Annotated in this window: 18 protein-coding genes; 10 read left to right on the top strand and 8 right to left on the bottom strand. The window is 36.8% G+C overall.

What is annotated here, in order from left to right; translation table 11 throughout:
* Positions 1-19: 19 nt before the first annotated feature.
* Positions 20-1,093: an acyl-CoA reductase gene (locus ACN1CN_RS03765; RefSeq protein ID WP_419134704.1), complete on the bottom strand. Its 1,074-nt coding sequence runs from the start codon at positions 1,091-1,093 to the stop codon at positions 20-22.
* Positions 1,094-1,231: 138 nt separating this feature from the next.
* Between ACN1CN_RS03765 and ACN1CN_RS03760 the strand changes: the two genes are divergently transcribed.
* Complete coding sequence (locus tag ACN1CN_RS03760; protein ID WP_263360410.1) at positions 1,232-1,582, top strand: 4Fe-4S dicluster domain-containing protein; 351 nt, start codon at positions 1,232-1,234, stop codon at positions 1,580-1,582.
* A 147-nt stretch (positions 1,583-1,729) separates the two neighbouring features.
* Here ACN1CN_RS03760 and ACN1CN_RS03755 read toward each other — a convergent pair whose 3' ends face one another.
* Positions 1,730-4,396, bottom strand: coding sequence for a TonB-dependent receptor (locus ACN1CN_RS03755; RefSeq protein ID WP_419134703.1), 2,667 nt, complete (start codon positions 4,394-4,396; stop codon positions 1,730-1,732).
* A 314-nt stretch (positions 4,397-4,710) separates the two neighbouring features.
* Between ACN1CN_RS03755 and ychF the strand changes: the two genes are divergently transcribed.
* The 8 genes from ychF to ACN1CN_RS03715 all read left to right on the top strand — a co-directional run bounded on the left by ychF (position 4,711) and on the right by ACN1CN_RS03715 (position 15,862).
* A complete protein-coding gene (ychF, locus tag ACN1CN_RS03750; protein ID WP_419134702.1) occupies positions 4,711-5,805 on the top strand; it encodes a redox-regulated ATPase YchF in 1,095 nt (364 codons plus the stop codon).
* Positions 5,806-6,182: 377 nt separating this feature from the next.
* The gene (locus tag ACN1CN_RS03745; RefSeq protein ID WP_419134701.1) at positions 6,183-6,860 is read left to right on the top strand and encodes a TIGR02117 family protein; all 678 of its coding nucleotides are present in this window, start codon (positions 6,183-6,185) and stop codon (positions 6,858-6,860) included.
* A gap of 314 nt (positions 6,861-7,174) precedes the next feature.
* Positions 7,175-8,089 carry a YihY/virulence factor BrkB family protein gene (locus ACN1CN_RS03740; protein ID WP_264523449.1) on the top strand — a complete coding sequence of 305 codons (915 nt, stop codon included), beginning with the start codon at positions 7,175-7,177 and terminating at the stop codon, positions 8,087-8,089.
* 7 nt (positions 8,090-8,096) lie between these two features.
* Positions 8,097-8,621, top strand: a complete 525-nt coding sequence (locus tag ACN1CN_RS03735) for an NADPH-dependent FMN reductase (protein ID WP_291286206.1) — start codon at positions 8,097-8,099, stop codon at positions 8,619-8,621.
* A gap of 3 nt (positions 8,622-8,624) precedes the next feature.
* Complete coding sequence (locus tag ACN1CN_RS03730; protein ID WP_419134700.1) at positions 8,625-9,602, top strand: transglutaminase domain-containing protein; 978 nt, start codon at positions 8,625-8,627, stop codon at positions 9,600-9,602.
* A gap of 97 nt (positions 9,603-9,699) precedes the next feature.
* The gene (gene pncB, locus ACN1CN_RS03725) at positions 9,700-10,875 is read left to right on the top strand and encodes a nicotinate phosphoribosyltransferase (protein WP_419134699.1); all 1,176 of its coding nucleotides are present in this window, start codon (positions 9,700-9,702) and stop codon (positions 10,873-10,875) included.
* A gap of 163 nt (positions 10,876-11,038) precedes the next feature.
* Positions 11,039-12,910 (top strand): DNA topoisomerase IV subunit B, encoded by a 1,872-nt coding sequence (locus tag ACN1CN_RS03720; protein ID WP_264523453.1) that lies wholly within the window; start codon positions 11,039-11,041, stop codon positions 12,908-12,910.
* A gap of 231 nt (positions 12,911-13,141) precedes the next feature.
* Positions 13,142-15,862, top strand: coding sequence for a DNA gyrase/topoisomerase IV subunit A (locus ACN1CN_RS03715; protein WP_419134698.1), 2,721 nt, complete (start codon positions 13,142-13,144; stop codon positions 15,860-15,862).
* Positions 15,863-15,962: 100 nt separating this feature from the next.
* On the opposite strand, the gene ACN1CN_RS03710 is transcribed toward ACN1CN_RS03715, so the two are convergent.
* The 6 genes from ACN1CN_RS03710 to murQ form a co-directional block, all read right to left on the bottom strand.
* Positions 15,963-16,736: a TerC family protein gene (locus ACN1CN_RS03710; RefSeq protein ID WP_419134697.1), complete on the bottom strand. Its 774-nt coding sequence runs from the start codon at positions 16,734-16,736 to the stop codon at positions 15,963-15,965.
* 33 nt (positions 16,737-16,769) lie between these two features.
* On the bottom strand, positions 16,770-17,141 hold the full coding sequence (locus tag ACN1CN_RS03705) for a DNA topoisomerase IV (protein WP_419134696.1): 372 nt from the start codon (positions 17,139-17,141) through the stop codon (positions 16,770-16,772).
* A 170-nt stretch (positions 17,142-17,311) separates the two neighbouring features.
* Positions 17,312-17,884: a DUF1572 domain-containing protein gene (locus tag ACN1CN_RS03700; protein WP_419134695.1), complete on the bottom strand. Its 573-nt coding sequence runs from the start codon at positions 17,882-17,884 to the stop codon at positions 17,312-17,314.
* A gap of 107 nt (positions 17,885-17,991) precedes the next feature.
* A complete protein-coding gene (locus ACN1CN_RS03695) occupies positions 17,992-18,564 on the bottom strand; it encodes a pentapeptide repeat-containing protein (protein WP_264523457.1) in 573 nt (190 codons plus the stop codon).
* Between the two features lie 83 nt (positions 18,565-18,647).
* Positions 18,648-18,869, bottom strand: coding sequence for a DUF6095 family protein (locus ACN1CN_RS03690; protein WP_017498392.1), 222 nt, complete (start codon positions 18,867-18,869; stop codon positions 18,648-18,650).
* 236 nt (positions 18,870-19,105) lie between these two features.
* The gene (murQ, locus tag ACN1CN_RS03685) at positions 19,106-19,918 is read right to left on the bottom strand and encodes an N-acetylmuramic acid 6-phosphate etherase (RefSeq protein ID WP_419134694.1); all 813 of its coding nucleotides are present in this window, start codon (positions 19,916-19,918) and stop codon (positions 19,106-19,108) included.
* A gap of 182 nt (positions 19,919-20,100) precedes the next feature.
* Here murQ and ACN1CN_RS03680 point away from each other — a divergent pair, with 182 nt between their 5' ends.
* Positions 20,101-21,249, top strand: a complete 1,149-nt coding sequence (locus ACN1CN_RS03680) for a helix-turn-helix domain-containing protein (protein ID WP_419134693.1) — start codon at positions 20,101-20,103, stop codon at positions 21,247-21,249.
* Positions 21,250-21,295: the final 46 nt, after the last annotated feature.

Genomic DNA, 21,295 nt, shown 5'->3' with positions numbered 1-21,295 from the left:
GAAATATTTGCACATATTTTTACTTTGTTGTTAACAAAAACGTTATAGTATCTATGTTATCTGCGTAATCCCACAATCGTGGTTTCTGGGTTTGCCCGAAAGTAGTGCTGTTTTGGATTAGATCATGGCTCACGATGCATTGAATTTGCTCAGAATCAGCTTCTAAACGAGCTTGCAGCTCTTCGATGTTTTCATAGAATTCATAAAATACGCTCGAAATAGGAGAGGCGTAACTTGGATCTTCCTTTAAAGTTAAAAAGCCATTGTCCAGAAGTTTAAAGTTGCTCATCAAAAATACGGCTTTGTTGTAGTCGTAATTGTTGGCGTATTTTTCATAATGGATGACGTCCTGATATTTAAAAATAGCCTGAAAAAAGGCATCAAAGGAATATCCTTTTGGAACAAAAAGCTTGGATACATTGCGGCATCCCAGACCGAAGTATCTGAAAATATCTTCGCCCAAAGCTTCTAATTCCTCATGAGTTTCTTTTCCGTTTAAAACCGCTACCGAATTTCTGTTTTTTCGAATGATTGAGGGTTTGTCTTTAAAGTAATATTCAAAGTAACGGGCAGTATTGTTGCTTCCGGTGGCAATTACGGCATCAAAATTTTCGAGTTTACCTTCCACGAAAATGATCTTGTCTTTTAGACTTTCATCAACAAAAATGAGGTATTTGGCCAAAAACGGCAATAAATGCTGATCGTTTGAAGAAGTTTTTATCAAGGCTTTATTTCCAGTGATTAAAACCGATAAAAAGTCATGAAATCCTACTAACGGAATATTTCCGGCAAGGATTAAAGCGACTGTTTTTTCTGTTTTTCCCGCTTTCTCAAATGCTTCGGTATAAGGAGAAAGCCATTTTTCAAGGTTCTCTTCTGTCAAAGCTTCAGCCCAGGAATTTATGGCAAAATGCACTTGTTCAGGAGTGTACCATCCGTTATGGGATTGTGAAAGGTCAATCAGTTTTATGAAAGCATCAAAAAACAGCTCATTACCTAAAACCGATTCATTTCGTGTGTTTTCTGCTTCAGAGAACTGACTTAAAAATCGACCTAGTGCTATAAAAGACTGTTTTTTTTCGTTTTGTAACATAAGTAATTTGTTTATGAAAGGTTTTGATTGTAATTTTGCACAAAAATAAGCTATATTAAGTTATAAGGCAAAGCAGAATAAAATGTTTGACGTTTTTAACGCAATTCTTATAACTTTTAACTCGTAACTAAGAACAAAATGGCAATAATTATAACTGACGAATGCATAAACTGTGGGGCTTGCGAACCAGAATGCCCAAATACAGCAATTTATGAAGGAGCTGACGATTGGAGATATAAAGACGGAACCAGTCTTTCAGGAAAAATAATTTTACCAGACGGAACTGAGGTTGATGCAGGTGATGCGCAAACACCAATTTCTGATGAGGTATATTATATCGTTCCGGGAAAATGTACTGAGTGTAAAGGTTTTCATGACGAACCTCAGTGTGCTGCTGTATGTCCGGTTGATTGTTGTGTGCCAGATGATAATCATGTTGAAGACGAAGAAACTTTGTTGAACAGACAAGCATTTTTACACGCTGAATAATAAAATAAGTATTTACTGTTTTAGATAAATAACAAAAAATCCTGAGTTCAACACTCAGGATTTTTTTTGCTTTCATTTGTCTAGCAGGCTAAAGTTGAATTTCTTTTTCGACTTCGCTCAGGAAGATATATGGAGTCATTAACTTCATTAAAAGTTAAAACCAAGTCTTGCATAGTAGTAAGCTCCGCTAAAACCCATTTGTACAGCATCCCAGTAACCACCAGCTTCAGTGTTACCTGTCTCATCTTGTTTGGTTGGGTAAACATTAAATAAGTTGTTGCTTCCAACGCTTAATTTCAGATTTTTGCTCAGTTTGTAACCCACCGTTACATCTGTAATTAATCTTGGGTTGTACACGTCATTTTCATCGGTATAGTCTACTAAAACAACTTTGCTGAATCGGGTAAATGCGATACCGGCATCAAATTTATTTTTAGCATAGTTTAGGTTTAAACCAAATTTGTTGTCCGGAGCCGAAGATAATAAGAATGCTTTTTCGCGTTTCCCAAAGAAAGTACCCTCGTCTAAAGTACCATTTTTTACATTGTTAATTTTCATATCATTGATGTTTCCAACCAAAGTTGCACTAAACAATGATTCTCCGAATCTTTTTTTCCAGGCCAGTACTAAATCTAAACCATGAGTGCTGGTATCTACACCGTTAACAAAAAACTGGGCTTTGTCGACACCAAGGTTTAAAGAAGTAGCATCAAAATATCCGGTAAGTACAATACGGTCTTTTACCTTAATATAATAACCATCAACCGTTGCGGTGAAATCGCCAAAAGAAGCGGTGAAACCCAAAGAAGCGTTTACTGCTTTTTCTTCGTTTAGTTTCTGAATTCCAAAAGCTTTGGTAACAGGGCTGTTGTTTGGCGCAAGTAAAACTTCGGTAGCTCCTCCAGCGTTAAAATTTGTAAAACGCAGGTTGTAGTAGATTTGTGCCAAAGATGGGGCGCGGAAACCGGTACTTACAGATCCTCTAAAGTTAATATGCTCTCCGGCTTTTACTCTTGCGGCTAATTTACCGTTTAAAGTACTTCCGAAATCACTGTAGTTTTCAAAGCGAACGGCTGCACTTAGTAAAAAAGCTTCTGTAATGTCCAGCTCGGCATCTGTATATAAAGATAAGTTGGTACGGCTTTTATCTACTGTATTCGATGGGCTGTATCCCGGAAAACCTTGTGAACCTCCCGGTCTCGAAATTGTTGGAGAAGAGGTTGGGTCAGTAGGATCGTAATCCGGATTTGGAATTGTTGGTGCACTTTGCGTTGTAGGGTCGGTTATAGGTCTGCCGTTCGTATCGTAAGTGGCATAAGAACCTTCTTCTCCTGAGAAAATGGTGAACTTTTCGGTTCTGTATTCCGCTCCAAAAGCAAGGTTTAAACCGTCTAATACAGTATCATAGTTTTTAGAAAGATCAAAGTTGGTTGTGTTTTGGGTCAAACTATGTCCTCCTGCATCAAATTCTGTTGGAGATTTTCCTTCCAGTGAAGCATTTATAGTTCCTTTGATGTAGTAGTGGAAAAGGTTTTTACCATACGTATTACTAAGATCGATATTCCATCCACTGGCTGTTTTAGTTCTGAAACCTGCTGCCAGAGAATTGTCTATAATATTAGACGTAATTCTCGGGGTGTATCCACCAGGGTAAACCGATTCAACAACTCTTTCTCCTCCGTTTCTGGTAAAAGCATAAGCATCAGTGTCTCTGTAATTTCGACCTCCAAAGGCATAAAATTGCGTTCTTTCGGAAACCGGAATGGCTAAATTTCCAAAAATATTAAAGCCCTGAATAGAGGCATCTCCAAAACCTTTTCTAAAATCGTAAGCAGGTCTTAGCGTTTTGTTTTTATTGATGTACTCCGTGGTGAAATTGGCAAATCCGCCTTTCTCGCCAATGGCTACTCCATAATTGGCAGCTACTTTTACAGATGCACCGTCAAAAGACTGATTTTTGCCATACGAATTTCCATTATCGTTTTGGTCCAGTCTGAAGTTTTTGGTGTTAGGAGTTCCGTCCACAAAATCACCTTTTGCATTGGTGTTAAACACACCATACGTTACAGATCCTGTTAACTCGTCTACATTGTCGTTTAACACAATATTAATAACACCGGCAATAGCGTCAGAACCGTATTGTGCTGCAGCACCATCTCTAAGAATCTCAATTCGTTTGATAGAGGTAGCAGGGATCGCATTTAAATCTGTTCCGGTATTTCCGCGTCCGCGTGTACCGAATAAGTTAATTAATGACGATTGATGTCTTCTTTTTCCGTTAATCAAAACCAATGTCTGATCTGGTCCTAAACCTCTCAAAGAAGCAGGGTCAACGTGGTCGGCACCATCAGAACCCGATTGTTTGTTAGCATTAAAAGAAGGGGCAACATATTGTAGTAATTGATTGATTTCGAGTTTACCACTTTGGGTCGTAACGTCCTGTACATTGATCACGTCAATCGGAACAGCCGAATTGACAACGGTTCTTTTGGTATTTCTTGATCCTACAATGACAACATCATTCAGTACCTGACCTCCGTTTTCGTCTAAAACAACGTCAGTTTTACTGTTTGAAGAGGGCTTTTCTACATTGGTATACCCTACGTAACTGAAAATTAAAACGGCACCTTCTTTTACTTTAATAAGGTAACCGCCTTCAAAATTGGTAGATGCGCCGTTGGTAGTTCCTTTTTCAAGAATATTAACCCCGGGCAGTGGATTACCCGACTTATCCCTTACAACTCCTGATATTTCTTTTTGGGCAAATAGAAATGCTGTGTTAAGCAGTATTATTAATAATGCAATCTTTTTCATAGTTAATTAAATTTGGTTTGGTTCTTCTTAGTTGGTTTGTTATAAAAGTAAGTATTTTTAACAAAAAATTAGTAAAAAGTTTAATTATTTTCAAGACAGGGTTATGAAAAACATTAATCGTCATTTTTACTTCACTTGCGAGCTATTAAATCTTATATTTGCAAAATTTTAAAGCCAAAAAATAATATTTTGGCAGAAATGCATAAGGAAAAACATAAATTATAAGCTGTTTAAAAGAGACTGCTGTATACCAATAAGGTAGGATAGGAGAAACTAAAAAACAGGTTCACATAAAAAACAAATAGAATCAACAGATGAAAGCAGGAATTGTAGGATTACCAAATGTTGGAAAATCAACATTATTTAATTGTTTGTCTAATGCAAAAGCGCAAAGTGCAAACTTTCCGTTTTGTACAATCGAACCTAATATTGGGGTTGTAAACGTTCCGGATCCAAGAATTAACAAACTGGAAGAATTAGTAAAACCAGAGCGTGTACAAATGGCAACCGTTGATATTGTTGATATCGCAGGTTTGGTAAAAGGTGCAAGTAAAGGAGAAGGTCTTGGAAACCAGTTTTTAGGAAACATTAGAGAGTGTAATGCTATTATTCACGTTTTGCGTTGTTTTGATAACGATAATATTGTTCACGTTGATGGAAATGTAAACCCAATCCGTGATAAAGAAACGATTGATATAGAGCTTCAATTGAAAGATTTAGAAACAATCGAAAAACGTCTGGAAAAAGTAAAACGTGCGGCTAAAACCGGAAATAAAGAAGCTCAGACAGAAGAAGCTTTGTTAAACCGAATCAGAGAAGCTTTGTTGCAGGCAAAATCGGCCAGAACTATTGTTCCTCAAGGCAATGACGAAGAAGTTTTAATGGAAGCTTTCCAGTTGATTACTGCAAAACCGGTGTTGTATGTTTGTAATGTTGACGAAAGCTCAGCAGTAAACGGAAATAAATATGTAGATCAGGTTCGTGAATTGGTAAAAGATGAAGATGCTGAAGTTATTGTTCTTTCAGTAGGAGCAGAAGCTGATATTACGGAGTTAGAAAGCTACGAAGAGCGTCAGGTTTTCCTTGAAGATATGGGATTAACGGAACCTGGAGCTTCGGTATTAATTCGTGCAGCTTACAAATTATTAAAACAACAAACTTACTTTACTGCTGGTGTAAAAGAAGTACGTGCCTGGACCATCAATATTGGAGCTACAGCACCACAGGCTGCAGGAGTTATCCATACTGATTTTGAAAAAGGATTCATCCGTGCAGAGGTAATCTCATACGAAGATTATGTGCAATACGGTTCTGAGGCCAAAGCAAAAGAAGCTGGAAAATTCAAAGTTGAAGGAAAAGAATATATCGTAAAAGATGGTGATGTAATGCATTTCCGTTTTAACGTTTAATCTTTTTAGATAGAATAAAGATTACCGAAAATAGAGAAAACTGCTGGAGAAATTCAGCAGTTTTTTTATGCACGAAAGTTATTGTTATCTGTATTTTGAGGTTGAAGAAAGCCATTGTCTTGTTGAGCGAAGTCGAAGCTTCATACAGTTTGTCATTTCGACGAAGGAGAAATCTCTGGAAGTAGCTCCACGAGGTAAATCGTCAATTTTGGTGTCGTTTTTAAGGCAGATTTACTTCATTTGCCCACTATAGCTCGGGGCTCTTTCTGATAAATCTGCAAAATCGGTCTAAAACAAATTGAACATTCAAAAATTTTGGCTTAAAAATTGGTTACAGAAAAAACAACCAATTACTAATCTAAAAACAACCAATCAAAATGCTAAAAAAAGCTTTCAAATTTTTGGGCTGGACTCTTTTCGGAATTTTCACTTTCCTTTTCTTGTATACCTCATTACTACTTATCGCTTCAAAAATCACGGTGAATTCTGATGTTGTGGAAGTCAATGAAAAAGATGGGATTCCAATTTATATACTTTCAAATGGAGTACATACCGATATAGTGGTTCCAATTGTTACTGAAGTCAAAGACTGGCGAAACGAAATTCAGTTCAGTCATACCCAAGCTAAGGATACACTGGCAACCTTTGTGGCTTTTGGTTGGGGCGATAAAGGTTTTTATCTGCACACACCGGAATGGTCGGATTTAAAGGCGAGTACAGCTTTAAAAGCGGTATTCGGAGTAAGTTCGTCAGCGATGCATACCACATTTTTCAAACCGTTAAAAGAAGGAGAAAATTGCAAACGCATACTTGTTTCAAAAGAAAACTACCAAAAGTTGGTCGCTTATATTTCAGAAAGCTTTAATAATCCCACAAACCCGGAGTGGATTCAGGGGTATAGTTATGGAGTCAAAGATGCTTTTTATGAGGCTAAAGGAAGTTATAGTCTTTTTTATACCTGCAACACCTGGGCGAATTGTGCTTTAAAAGCGGCCGATCAAAAAGCAAGCTTGTGGACGGTTTATGATAAAGGGATTTTTTGCCATTATCAGTAAAAAAAGAAAGCGGCGGTAAGATTGTTTAGTCCCTACGGGACAAAAAGTTTAGGATAATTATGGATGTTACCAGTATTGAATCTCTACAGAATAAACTCCGCCAGGAGTTAAATTTCGGTAGAAAAAAATAGCCGCCCCATCAAATGAATGCCCGTAGCGACAAGACGTATTTTTTTGTAATAAATTATAGATGTGAATTTGATTTCGACAGGTGGAGATGTGAAGATGGTAAAAATGTAAAAATTGTCTGTAATACAGGAATTTAATCGTTTAATTATTTTTTAAATTTGAAAGAATATCAAAAAACGAATCCTGTGGAAAAGCGAAATATTTTATCCAAAACCTGGTATTTACTGAAGACGACATTTTTAGAGTTCAATGACGACAATGCGATCAAGTTAAGTGCTGCGTTATCGTATTACACCATATTTGCATTGCCACCCTTATTGATTATCATTATAACGATTTGTGGTTTCTTTTTTGGAGAAGAGGCGGTAACAGGCGAGTTGTACGGACAAATAAATCGATTAGTAGGCAACGATGCTGCGATTCAGATTCAGGATGCCATCAAAAATGTGCAATTGACTGATAGTAATGTTTTTGTAACCATTTTTGGAGTTGTGATGCTTTTGATTGGGGCTTCGGGTGTTTTTGCTGAAATACAGAGCTCTATTAATTTTATCTGGGGGCTGCGTGCCAAACCTAATAAAGGGCTTAAAAAGTTCATTCAAAACCGAATCATGTCTTTCTCGATGATTGTTTCTGTTGGTTTTCTGATGCTGGTGAGTTTAATGTTAAATGCTGTTTTAGATCTCTTAAACTCCAGACTTAAAATATATTTAGAAGATAACACGGTGTATTTGTTTTATGTCATAAATTTGATAATCGTTTTGGTAAGCATCACATTGCTTTTTGCAATTATATTCCGAACTTTACCAGACGGTGTCATAAAATGGAAAGATGCTTTTATTGGCGCCGGATGTACAGCGGTTCTTTTTTTGATTGGCAAATTTGCGATTGGATTTTATTTAGGAAATTCAACAATAGCAAGTGTTTATGGTGCAGCCGGATCGGTAATAATTATTTTGGTCTGGGTGTATTATTCGGCCATCATTTTGTATTTTGGAGCTGAGTTTACCAAAGTGTATGCCAAATCATTTGGAGGGCAAATTGCTCCGAACGAATACGCTGTAGAAATAAAAAAAGAGATTTTTGAAATTAAAAAATAATACCACTATGAAAATTATAGCCTTTGGAGGAAGTAACAGTCAGCATTCAATAAACAAACATCTGGCGACTTATGCTGCCAGTTTATTTGACAATGCAACAGTTGAGGTTTTGGATCTCAATGATTTTGCCATGCCTTTATTTAGTGTTGATTTAGAAAAAGAAATTGGTCAGCATGAGCTGGCAAAAGCATTTTTGCAAAAGATTGAAAATGCAGATCTTTTAGTGGTTTCTTTGGCAGAAAACAACGGGAATTATTCTGCTGCTTTTAAAAACTTATTTGATTGGAGTTCCAGAATAATGAAAGAAATCTTTCAGCAGAAACCAATGTTGTTATTGGCGACTTCACCTGGACCAAGAGGAGGAGCTTCGGTTTTGGAAATTGCCAATAATGCTTTGCCGAGATTTGGTGCACAAATTAAAGCTACTTTCTCATTGCCTGCATTTAATGCAAATTTTGATTTGGAGGAAAATAAAATTTCGAATGCAGAGTTAAATAAGGAACTAAAAGACATTATTAAGTCTAGTTTTTAATTTATGATCCTAAAAAAGATTGCCTTTAGCATTTTACTTCTGAATTTTATCTTCCTGCATTCGGTACGCGCCCAAAAATATGATGCCATTGATAATATGGTACTCAGGTATCCTGCACATTTTAGTTCTGTAGAAAATCTGGCAGACAGAATTCAAAAAGATTTTACTTCAGATCGCGATAAAGCGAGAGCGATTTACAGCTGGATTGCTTTAAACTTAAAATACGATTACAAATCCTATCTGAACCCGCCAAAACCAGTTCGGTTTAGTTACAGAAATGAAGCTGAAAAACAAGCGCAGATCACACTTATAAAAGATAAAACATGGCAGAAAGCTTTTGCCTCTCAAAAAGCAGTTTGTGAGGGTTTTACATTGCTGTATCAGCAGCTGTCTACCTTAACTGGTTTGAAATGTGAAGTGATCAGAGGAGATTCTAAGCGATTGTTGAGTGATATCGGACGTGAGAATTCATTGTCGAATCATTCGTGGAATATCGTTCAGATAGAGGGGAAATGGATATTGGTTGATGTAACCTGGGGACAGGGCTATTACGACGGTAACAAGAAGGTGGCGGTAAGTCATTTTACATCCGCTTATTTTGATACCGATCCGAAGTACTTTTTTGCGAAACATTTTCCAGATTCTGGTACCTATCTCAATACAAAATTAAACAAAGAAGATTTCCTGAACGGGCCTTTGATTTTTGATGCTACAATTGAAGGGGATTATGAAATTTTGAAACCCAATTCGGGAATTATTCGTGCAAACGATGGAGACAAGATCACTTTTAGAGTAAAAAACATCTCAAAGTCAGATACATTGTATTATCTGAAAAATGGGAAACCTGTCAAAGTTGAAGCTCCTAAAGAAATAAGAGGGGCTTTGGAATTTGAAGTAACCTATGATAAAAAAATAGGCTCATTTATTACTTTTTTTCTCGATCGGAACGGTATAATGGCATTTAAAATCCTTCCGAAGTAAGCCAAATGGGCGATCTTTGTGCAAAGTACTTTCTTCTTTTACCGAATTGCCGTATCTTAGCGTATAAGGTTTTTGAAATTAACTTAGCAGCCAGATCATGGAAACAACTTTTCCGAAATCAATTTTAGATAATGATTTCTATAAATTCACAATGCAGCATGCTGTAATCAAACTTTTTCCGAAGTCTCAGGTCCGTTATGGCTTTATAAACAGGGGAAAACATGATTTTCCACCTGGTTTTGGAGATTTACTCCGAAAATCGGTAGATGCAATGGCAGATTTGCGGTTGACAAAAGAAGAAAAGCAATACTTATCCAGTCATTGTTCTTACTTAGATCCCACTTATTTTGATTTTTTGCAGGGCTATATTTTTGACCCGTCTGAAGTTCAAATTACTCAAACAGGTTCTGAGTTAAAAGTTACAGTTGAAGGATACTGGTACCGGACTATTTTGTGGGAAGTGCCCTTGATGGCTCTAATTTCGGAATTGTATTATAAAACCGGTAATTTACTTCGAGCAGACGATGCAACTTTAAGAAGTCTGACCAAAAGCAAAATAGACAATTACAATAAAATCGGAGTGTCGATTCTGGAGTTCGGAACGCGCCGCCGTCACTCGTATGATGTACAGGCTGTGGTAAATGAAACATTGAGGGAATTTGGCGCGGAGAGTTTTATAGGTACAAGCAATGTTCATTTTGCAATGACAAACAACATACGGCCTTTGGGTACGCACGCTCATGAGTGGTTTATGTTTCATGCTGCACAATATGGCTTTAAAATGGCCAATTCAATGGGGCTGGAACACTGGACACAGGTGTATGGCGGTGATCTTGGAATTGCCCTGACAGATACTTATACCACAGCGGTGTTTTTTGAACAGTTTGATAAAAAGTATTCCAAGCTTTTTGACGGAGTACGTCACGATAGTGGAGACCCGATTGAGTTTGCAGAAACAGTAATTTCGCACTATGTCAAAATGGGAATTGATCCGAAATCGAAAGTCATTGTGTTCTCCGATTCGCTGAATTACGAGAAGGTAAAAAACATCACCGATTTTTGTAAAGACAAAATCAAAATGTCATTTGGTATCGGAACTAATTTTACCAATGATGTTGGTTTACGGTCGATGAATATGGTTATAAAATTAACAGAAGTTAAGCTGAACGATACCCATTGGCAAGGCGTTGTAAAACTTTCTGATGAAAAAAACAAAAATACGGGAACGCCCGAAATGATTGCTTTGGCGAAAGAGGTACTGGGAATCAAATAGTATTTTTTTGTTCAAATTCTGTTTTTTTATATTTTTAGGAACGTTATTATTTTAAAATCAATGTAAATAGGATTTAAAGCTGTTATGATTCGTAACAAAAAGAAAAATACGCTTTCATTTTTTGACTATAAATGGTACATTAGCCAAAAATCCAATTCACTTTATGCTAGAGCAAAATCAATATACCGAAGATAACATCCGATCACTCGATTGGAAAGAACATATCCGTATGCGTCCCGGAATGTATATCGGGAAATTGGGAGACGGATCTTCGCCGGATGATGGTATTTATATTCTTTTAAAAGAGGTTTTAGACAACTGTATTGATGAGTTCGTAATGGGCTCAGGAAAAACTATCGAAGTGACTATCAGAGATAAAACGGTTTCGGTTCGTGATTACGGGCGTGGAATTCCGTTAGGAAAAGTTGTTGATGTAGTTTCGAAAATGAACACAGGAGGAAAGTACGATTCCAAAGCTTTCCAGAAATCGGTTGGTCTGAACGGTGTCGGAACAAAAGCGGTAAATGCATTATCCAATTTTTTTCGTGTAGAATCAGTTCGTGATGATAAACAAAAAGGAGCGGAATTTTCTGCGGGAAATTTGGTTCTGGAAGAAGATATAATCGAGACAACAAAGCGAAAAGGAACAAAAGTGACCTTTACGCCGGATGAAACGATCTTTAAAAACTATAAATTCCGTTTAGAATATGTAATTAAAATGGTCAAAAATTATTGTTATCTAAACAATGGTTTGACGATTATTTTCAACGGAGAAAAATATTATTCCGAAAATGGTCTTAGAGACTTATTGGAAGAAACGATTAATGAAGATGATTTAGAATATCCGATCATTCACCTGAAAGATCACGATATTGAAATTGCTTTGACACACAGTAAAACACAATACAGCGAAGAGTATCACTCTTTTGTTAACGGTCAGAACACCACGCAGGGAGGAACACACTTAGCCGCTTACAGAGAAGCCATTGTAAAAACCATTCGTGAGTTTTACAATAAAAACTTTGAAGCTTCTGATGTTCGTAAATCGATTGTGAGTGCGATTAGTATTAAAGTAATGGAGCCGGTTTTTGAGTCTCAGACTAAAACAAAATTAGGTTCTACTGATATGGGTTCTGATGACGGAACACCACCGGTATCAGTTCGTACTTTTGTAAACGATTTTATCAAAAATAAATTAGATAACTATTTACATAAAAATCCACCAACTGCCGAAGCTTTATTGCGTAAAATTCTACAGGCAGAAAGAGAGCGTAAAGAATTATCAGGAATTCGTAAACTGGCAACAGATCGTGCTAAAAAGGCAAATCTTCACAATAAAAAATTAAGAGATTGTCGTGCGCATCTTCCGGATACAAAGAATCCAAGAAACTTAGAAAGTACCCTTTTTATTACCGAGGGAGATTCGGCTTCCGGATCGATTACCAAATCGCGTGATGTAAATACACAGGCCGTTTTCAGTTTGCGTGGTAAGCCTTTGAACTCTTACGGAATGAGCAAGAAAATTGTGTATGAAAATGAAGAATTCAATTTATTGCAGGCAGCCCTGGATATCGAAGACGGATTGGAGAAATTGCGTTACAATAACATCGTAATTGCTACCGATGCCGATGTCGACGGTATGCACATTCGATTACTGCTGATTACTTTTTTCCTGCAGTTTTTCCCGGAATTAATCAAAGAAGGACATTTATACATTTTGCAAACGCCACTTTTCAGGGTTCGTAATAAAAAAGAAACCATCTATTGTTATTCTGAAGAAGAGCGAAGAGATGCGATTGAAAAGTTAAAACCAAAACCTGAAATCACCCGATTTAAAGGTTTGGGAGAGATTTCACCGGATGAGTTTAAGAATTTTATTGGAGAAACCATTCGTCTTGACCCAATTATGATGGACAAACATACTTCGATCGAGCAATTATTGTCTTTCTACATGGGTAAAAATACGCCGGACAGACAAGAGTTTATTATCAAGAACCTTAAAGTAGAGCTGGATGCGATTGAAGAGGAAGTTTAAGATTTAAATAAAAAATACTAGATGCTGTCTAGTATTTTTTAATTAAAAAAAAACGCAGTCAGTGTCTGCGATTTTCAAATTAACTTGGACTCATTATATTTTCTTAACGCGAATTGAGGGTGAAAAATAGGGAGGCTTTTAAGGAATCAAGGAGGGCAATGTATTGTCAATTATAGAGGTTTTAAAGGAACTTCTTGAAAACAAATAGAATTATAATAAGGATATAATTAGATGAAAGACGAAGAAGACGATAACATCATTCCGGACAACGACGAGAATAATTCAGAAGAGAACCTGGATAACATTCAGGAGGGCGATGACGATGAAATTATCGACGTAGATGCCAAACATTTTGAAGGGCAGCATTTTTACGAAAATCAGGAAGAGGAAGGCCAGGATACGATTACGAAAGTAACCGGAATGTACAAGGACTGGTTCCTGGATTATGCCTCGTATGTAATTTTAGAACGTGCCGTTCCGGCGATTGAAGATGGTTTTAAACCGGTTCAGCGTCGTATTATGCACTCTTTAAAAGAGCTGGATGACGGTCGTTATAATAAAGTTGCCAATGTTGTTGGTCACACCATGCAGTATCACCCTCACGGAGATGCGAGTATTGGTGATGCTATGGTACAAATTGGACAAAAAGATCTATTGATTGATTGCCAGGGAAACTGGGGAAATATTTTAACAGGTGACGGAGCAGCAGCTTCCCGTTACATCGAAGCACGTTTGTCAAAATTTGCTTTGGAGGTTTTGTATTCACCAAAAATTACCGATTGGGGTGTTTCGTACGATGGTCGTCGTGCAGAACCGAACAATCTTCCGGTAAAGTTTCCGTTGCTTTTGGCACAAGGAGCAGAGGGGATTGCGGTTGGACTTTCGACTAAAGTTTTACCTCACAACTTCAATGAATTAATTGATGCTTCGATCAAAATCTTAAAAGGAAGATCTTTTACCTTATATCCTGATTTCATGACACAAGGTATTGCCGATGTGTCAAATTACAATGACGGACTTCGTGGCGGACGTGTGCGTGTGCGTGCTAAAATTGCTCAGTTAGATAAAAATACACTGGTGATCACACAAATTCCGTTTTCGACCAATACTTCGAGTTTAATTGACAGTATTTTGAAAGCCAATGAAAAAGGTAAAATCAAAATCAAGAAAATTGAGGACAATACTGCGGCCGATGTTGAGATTTTAATCCATCTTTTTCCGGGTGTTTCTCCGGATAAAACCATCGATGCGTTGTTTGCTTTTACGGCTTGTGAGACTTCGGTAGCGCCTTTAGGCTGTGTGATTGAAGACAATAAACCCTTGTTTATAGGGGTTTCTGAAATGTTGAAAATATCAACGCACAGAACCGTTGATTTGCTTCGTCAGGAGTTGGAAATTCAATTAGAAGAATTAAAAAACAAATGGCATTTCTCTACTTTAGAAAAAATCTTCATTCGTGAAGAAATGTATATTGATTTCAAACTGTATTCTGACAGAGAATCACTTTACAAATATTTATACGATCGTTTTGAGCCGTTCAAAAAATCATTCGTCAGAGAAATCAATGATGAGGATTTACAACGACTGACTCAGATTCCGATGATTCGTATTACCCGTTTTGACTCTGATAAAGCCGATGATTTTATCGCGAAGTTAGAAGACGAAATGAAGGAGGTAGAGTACAATCTCGAGAACTTAACTGATTTTGCGATTGCGTATTTCACTAAGCTAAAAGAGAAATACGGAAAAGGCCGCGAACGTCAGACAGAGCTTCGTGTTTTTGATAATGTTGAAGCTACAAAAGTGGTTTTAAGAAACACCAAATTGTATGTAAATCGCGAAGAAGGTTTTGTCGGAACCAGTTTAAAGAAAGACGAATATGTAGCAGATTGTTCTGATATTGATGATGTTATTGTGTTTTTGCGTGATGGTAAGATGATGATTACGAAAGTGGACAGCAAAACATTCATCGGAAAAGACATTATACATGCTGCTGTTTTTGATAAAAACGATAAACGTACCATTTACAACATGATGTACCGCGATGGAAAATCAGGTCCTTCTTATATCAAACGTTTTAATGTTACCGGTGTAACGCGCGACAAACCGTATGATTTGACCAATGGTACCAATGGGTCGCAAGTGGTTTATTTTTCGCATAATCCGAATGGAGAGGCTGAGGTTGTTACCATCTTATTGCGTCAGATTGGAACGATCAAGAAATTGAAATTTGATATTGATTTTGCTAAATTAGCGATCAAAGGACGTGCTTCAAAAGGAAATCTGGTGACGAAATACCCAATTAAGAAAATTGAATTAAAAGAGAAAGGGATTTCGACTTTATTGCCAAGAAAAGTCTGGTTTGATGATACTGTGAAACGTTTGAATGTTGATGCCAGAGGAGAGTTGCTGGGTGAATTTAAACCAAGCGATAAAATCTTAATTATCAGCCAGAGCGGTAAACTAAAGGTTATTATACCTGAATTATCGACTCATTTTGATGAAGATATGATTGTTCTGGAAAAATGGAAACCTAAAAAGCCTATTTCAGCCATTTATTATGATGGAGAAAAAGAACGTTATTTCCTGAAACGTTTCCTTGTTGAAAATGAAGGAAAAGAAGAAAGTTTTATTACAGACCATCCAAATTCGCAATTAGAAATTGTATCTACAGATTACCGTCCGTTAGCCCAGTTGGTATTTACCAAGGTAAAAGGAGTTCAGAAAGAAGATTTGCATATTGATGTTGAGGATTTTATTGCGGTAAAAGGTTTTAAAGCTCTAGGGAATCAACTGACGGCTGATAAGCTGAAACAGGTTAATTTGCTAGATCCACTGCCTTATGAAGAACCGGTTGAAGAAGTTCCCGAAAGGAAACCAGTAGATTCTGAAGATGAATCTGTCGAAACTGAATTAGACGATGATGGCCAGATCGGTCTGGTCTTAGAATAATAAAAAAAACGCTAAGAATGTCTTAGCGTTTTTTTTTATAGCTCCAGGTTCGTACTGGATTTGTTGATGAAAAGCTCCCAAATGGAAACTTTTACTAGTTTTATGAATGTTTCTTTCGGATTCGCATATTGATAAATTCAACCGCTAGTGAAAACGAAATGGCAAAGTACAAATATCCTTTAGGGACAGCCCCAATATGCTCGCCGGCAAGTGCTGCATTCGATAAATGCATGCTTTCTGTAATTAGCATAAAACCAATCAGAATCAAAAACGAAAGACCTAGTATTTGTATGGACGGGTTTTTGTTGACAAAATTACCAACCGGAACCGCAAACAGCATCATGACCAGAACTGAAATAATCACAGCGGTAATCATGATCGTTAAAGCGCCATGAACACCATTTGTCATACCAACAGCCGTTAAAATCGAGTCGACCGAAAAGATCAGGTCGATCAATAAAATCTGTAGAATAACGTTTGAGAATGATTTTTTAGCGACAGCTTTAAGTGTTTTTTCTTCTTCGGCCTGATGATCCACCTTTTCGCTGATTTCTTTAGTACTCTTATAAATCAGAAACAAACCACCCAGGAATAAAATGACAGCCTGCCCGGTAAAATCTCCTTCAAACCAGCCCCAATGAATGCTAAAAAGGGTCGCTTTCATGGCAATGAGGTACGAAATTCCCATCAGCAGGGCGATACGCATAAACATTGCTAAAAACAGACCAATTCTGGTAGCTCGCTTTCGGTCTTCCTCCGGCAACTTTCCGGTAACAATCGATATAAAAATAATATTATCGATTCCTAGTACAATTTCCAGAAAAGTCAGTGTCAGTAAGGCGATCCATGCATCAGGATTTAAAAATACTTCCATGTTAAAAGTGTTTTAGAACATTTAATAGATTATTTACTCCACTCTTACCACCGTTCCGCGTTGCTTTTGATCAGAACCCACCATTCCAAATTCAAAAGTATAAGAATCTTTAGAAGTGGTTAGGATTTTCATGCTGATGGCTTTTTCTTCGGCCATGTTTTTGGGATGTTTTTTCTGCAAAATGTATTCGCAATCACTTACCCAACGTACGGTTGAAGTATCTGTTTTGCCTTCAAAAGTTTCGATTTCGATATTGTCTTTACGCTCAAAAAGCGTTGTTTTTTTAACACCATTTACTTCAAACTCAAATTTGAATTTTCCGTTTTTAAAATCTTTGCAGTTGTGTTCTGCATTATAACAGGAGAATAAAGTGATTAAGGGTAATAGGAATATAATTTTTTTCATTTTAAGGTTTAATTATTTTATGGGTAATAGTAGAGAGGGGGGCTTCGACTTCGCTCAGCCTGACACCGGCTTCGCTCAGCTTGTCTTTGACTTCACTTAGCCTGACATCGACTTCGCTCAGCTTGGCTTTGACTTCGTTCAGCCGGACATTGGGATTGTTAATCAAAATTCTAAGACCTCTTCAGTTCATCATCTGTAAAGTTCTTGATTTCTTTTTCTTTGGCAAACTTTTCGGCATTGTAATTTCCGGATTTATTTTTCGGAATGGATAAACTGTCCCAGTCACCTTTTTTTAGCTGTTTGGCATAAAAAACAATTTGTCCGATATGATAAGGATAATGCGCTAGTTGTCGATTGATGGCTTCAATTACGGTATGACCTTCGTTGCGGATGTAGATGATGTCGGAAAGCTGTTCCGGTTCTAAACTGTTTAAGGCATTAAAAAAGCAATCCCAGCCTTTGTTCCAGCTCATCATAACTTCTTCTTTGGATTGCAGGTCATTTTCAAACTCCGAATCACGATTGCGCCATTCTTTTTCGCCGTCAGAAGTCAGAAAATCTGTCCAGCGCGAAAGCATATTGCCCGAGACATGTTTGACAATGGTGGCAATGCTGTTGGTATCTTCATTTAGGGTAACAAAAAGCTGCTCAGGCTCTAATTGTGCGATCGCTTTTTCACCCAGCATTTTATAGTACAAAAACTGTTTTTTAACGCTTTCTAAATAGGAATCAGTTGCTTTCATAATGATACATTTGGTTTAGCAGAAATAGAATTTTATTCTTTGGCACAAATTTCCGAATGACATTACTTCTTTATCGTAAAAATTATTCGGGAATTCGCGACAGAAAACTATACAATTTTAATATCATATTTGTCTAATAACCCGGTAATTCCCTGAGTTGAAAATTGAGCTTTTCGCATTGGATTAAACTCAGGATCAATTTTATAATTGTAGGCGGTTCTGAAATCGGTACTTGCCAGTTGCGTATCGTTAAAAATAGCCCCTTCGAGATTACAATTGTCAAATAAAGAACTGGTCAGATTGCATCCGATAAAAGTCACTTCCCGCAAAGAGGAGTTGATGAATTTAGTTTTAGGCATCTTTTTGTTCGAAAAAGCAGCATAATCTAAAGTGCTGTCTTCAAAATAAACCTGAAATAAGAAATCATCACATTCGTTAAAAGCGATTCCCAGAAGTTTGCAATTTTTGAAAGTAACATTTTTCAGACTGGTACTAAACAGGCTTGTCATTGATAAATTGCAATCAATAAACTCACAGTCTAAAAAGGTATTGTAAGCAAAATTGCTGTTCGAGAAATCACAATTCTTAAAAACACAATCTTCAAACTCCCGATTGTTTATTTTCTTATCAATATAAGCGACTTTTTCGAAGGTTTTCTGAATGTGAATTAGACTTTCCATACAATTATATTGAATATTTTTTTGCAGATTAGTAGTTGAATTTCGGTTACAACTATTTGGGTTTAATGATAAGCAATAGTGCTTTAGTCATTAAACAAACCTTTCATAATGATTTTCAATCCGTAAAAGATCAAAAACATAGCGCTTAAACAAGCTACAATCCCAATCCCCAGAACCAGATAGTGCCAGTTGGTATGCTGATTCATAAAAGCATTGTAAATTAACGATGGCCCAATAAACAATAAAGGCAATGAACCCGATAAATATTTAATTCCTTTTCCCAGTAGTTCTTTATTTGTTGCCATTTTTTTGTTTCAGGTTTTTGAAAGTTTCAGGTTTCAGGTTTGAAGTTTCAGGTTTGAAGTTTCAGGTTTGAAGTTTCAGGTTTGAAGTTTCAGGTTTGAAGTTTCAGGTTTGAAGTTTCAGGTTTGAAGTTTGAAGTTTCAGGTTCGAAACCTTGCGAAATTTGCAGTCAGATAATCATTTCACATCTCACATTTGACATCTCACAAAAAAAACATTTCACCAAAAACCTCTCACTTTAAAGATTATAATTGTCAACAGCGTTTCTAACACTGCCGTATTTTTTTAATAATTCACTGGCTTCTTCGTAGGATACAGGGATTTCCCCCATAATCATTTTTACACCACGATCTACCAGTTTTACATTGCTCAATTGCATATCAACCATTTTGTTGCCTTTTACTTTTCCAAGCTGAATCATTGCGGCAGTCGAAATCATGTTGAGTACTAATTTTTGAGCTGTTCCGGCTTTCATACGGGAACTACCTGTGATAAATTCCGGGCCTACAACCACTTCAATTGGAAATTGAGCCGTAAGCGCCAAAGGACTTCCCGCATTGTTGGTGATACAGCCTGTAAGGATATTGTTTTGATTACAGCTTTCTAAACCACCTATAACATAAGGTGTGGTTCCTGAAGCAGCAATACCAATCACAACATCGTTTTTACCAATATTATGGGCCTGCAAGTCAATCCAGGCTTGTGTGGCGTTATCTTCGGCATTTTCAACAGCACGACGAATGGCAGTGTCACCACCGGCAATAATTCCGTTTACTAAATCAAAAGGAACGCCAAAGGTTGGGGGACATTCTGAAGCATCCACTACGCCTAAACGCCCTGATGTTCCGGCTCCGATATAAAATAAGCGGCCGCCCAATTTTAATTTGGAAACCACCTGCGTTATTAAAGTTTCAATTTGCGGAATCGCTTTTTCGACTGCATCCGGAACAGTTTTGTCTTCCTGATTGATGTTAACCAAAAGTTCATGAACTGACATTTCTTCTAAATGTTCGTATTTTGAGGCCTGTTCTGTGGTTTTTGTAAAGGTCATTTTTTCATGTTAATTGAACTGGGTCAAAATTAATCTTTTTTATTGCAATCCCGAAATTTAGAACGTAAACTCACAAAGATTTAGAATCGTATTGGCTGTAATTTTTGATAAAAGGATTGCTTTATTGGACTTCTGTTGCAACAACTAAAATATTATATTTGTTAAATAATTAAAAAATCGGAATGGATATAATTAGCTTTTTAACGAGTATCGCAAAAATATCAGTTTTTGTTTCATTATTACTCGCCTTCTTTTTACTCAATGTAAAAACGAAAAATAAACTGGCAAACCGGTTATTTGCGTTCTATTTAATCTTTTTTGCCATAGACAATAGCGGGATTTTTATCGATGATGAGTTTATTAAAGCTCATTTTAATTTAGAATTTTTCAGATGGTCGGTTTGTTCTTTAGTATTGCCACCGTTCTATCTGTATGTGTTATCGGTTTGTTTTGCAGATTTTCGATTAAAAGCAAAGCATTTGTTGCATGCAATTCCATTTGTACTCATCAATATTTTTTACCTGTCAAGACTTTACTTTTTAACAGATGAGGCTAAAATAGCGTTTTACAACCATCGTGATCAGTCGCCTGAAATGTCTTCTTTGTTTTTGGTTCTGGCGCTGCAAATTGTATTTTACAGTATAGGAGTGTTTTTGGTTTTAAAAAAATACAAAGCGATATATCAGGAAAATTATACGAATCCCAGAAGTTCTGTTTTTAAATGGCTGCTTCAAATAGCGATTATATTCTTTGTTTTGTACTACTTATGTATCGCCAAGAATTTTTTAAGATACGTTGACTTTGATTCGTTATGGATTTGGACCAACGTGATGTTACAGGGTATGGTTTTAGTAATAACCTGTTGGTTTGTATTAAAAGCCCTGAATCATCCCGAACTTTTCCGTGGGATAGATTCCAAACTGCAATTGGCCAAAGATATTCGTCCAAAAGAAAATGAAAGTACTACCGGGGTAAAAGAACATCAAAACGAGGCAATTGCAGATCAAATTTCGACCTTGAAGCTTTATATGACCGAAAAAGAACCTTTCCTTGATCCGTCGCTTACCATTCAGGAGCTTTCCAACCAAATTAATATTCCGGTGCGCGATTTATCAGTTTTGATTAACCATTATATCGACCAGCATTTTTTTGATTTTGTGAATGAATATCGCATTCAGAAAGCAATGAATATCTTGAAAGATCAGTCCAAGAGCGAGCTTACGGTACTGGAAATTTTGTATGAAGTAGGTTTTAATTCGAAATCTTCGTTTAATACCTCTTTCAAAAAATATACTAATTTAACACCTACAGCTTTTCGGAACGCCTCATAATAAAGGCTTTGCATAAAGTACTACTTTGTGCTGTAAAAAGTCGAAC

It is taken from the genome of Flavobacterium sp. T12S277, from assembly GCF_048514875.1.
Lineage (GTDB): Bacteria > Bacteroidota > Bacteroidia > Flavobacteriales > Flavobacteriaceae > Flavobacterium.
The sequence above is the reverse complement of the archived record's forward strand: the minus strand, read 5'-3'. Positions and strand labels throughout refer to the sequence as shown.

Bases quoted from the DNA above. Each gene is read 5' to 3' on its own strand.
- ACN1CN_RS03765 (WP_419134704.1), bottom strand. From the start codon at position 1,093: ATGTTACAAAACGAAAAAAAACAGTCTTTTATAGCACTAGGTCGATTT.
- ACN1CN_RS03760 (WP_263360410.1), top strand. From the start codon at position 1,232: ATGGCAATAATTATAACTGACGAATGCATAAACTGTGGGGCTTGCGAA.
- ACN1CN_RS03755 (WP_419134703.1), bottom strand. From the start codon at position 4,396: ATGAAAAAGATTGCATTATTAATAATACTGCTTAACACAGCATTTCTA.
- ychF (WP_419134702.1), top strand. From the start codon at position 4,711: ATGAAAGCAGGAATTGTAGGATTACCAAATGTTGGAAAATCAACATTA.
- ACN1CN_RS03745 (WP_419134701.1), top strand. From the start codon at position 6,183: ATGCTAAAAAAAGCTTTCAAATTTTTGGGCTGGACTCTTTTCGGAATT.
- ACN1CN_RS03735 (WP_291286206.1), top strand. From the start codon at position 8,097: ATGAAAATTATAGCCTTTGGAGGAAGTAACAGTCAGCATTCAATAAAC.
- ACN1CN_RS03730 (WP_419134700.1), top strand. From the start codon at position 8,625: ATGATCCTAAAAAAGATTGCCTTTAGCATTTTACTTCTGAATTTTATC.
- pncB (WP_419134699.1), top strand. From the start codon at position 9,700: ATGGAAACAACTTTTCCGAAATCAATTTTAGATAATGATTTCTATAAA.
- ACN1CN_RS03720 (WP_264523453.1), top strand. From the start codon at position 11,039: ATGCTAGAGCAAAATCAATATACCGAAGATAACATCCGATCACTCGAT.
- ACN1CN_RS03715 (WP_419134698.1), top strand. From the start codon at position 13,142: ATGAAAGACGAAGAAGACGATAACATCATTCCGGACAACGACGAGAAT.
- ACN1CN_RS03710 (WP_419134697.1), bottom strand. From the start codon at position 16,736: ATGGAAGTATTTTTAAATCCTGATGCATGGATCGCCTTACTGACACTG.
- ACN1CN_RS03705 (WP_419134696.1), bottom strand. From the start codon at position 17,141: ATGAAAAAAATTATATTCCTATTACCCTTAATCACTTTATTCTCCTGT.
- ACN1CN_RS03700 (WP_419134695.1), bottom strand. From the start codon at position 17,884: ATGAAAGCAACTGATTCCTATTTAGAAAGCGTTAAAAAACAGTTTTTG.
- ACN1CN_RS03695 (WP_264523457.1), bottom strand. From the start codon at position 18,564: ATGGAAAGTCTAATTCACATTCAGAAAACCTTCGAAAAAGTCGCTTAT.
- ACN1CN_RS03690 (WP_017498392.1), bottom strand. From the start codon at position 18,869: ATGGCAACAAATAAAGAACTACTGGGAAAAGGAATTAAATATTTATCG.
- murQ (WP_419134694.1), bottom strand. From the start codon at position 19,918: ATGACCTTTACAAAAACCACAGAACAGGCCTCAAAATACGAACATTTA.
- ACN1CN_RS03680 (WP_419134693.1), top strand. From the start codon at position 20,101: ATGGATATAATTAGCTTTTTAACGAGTATCGCAAAAATATCAGTTTTT.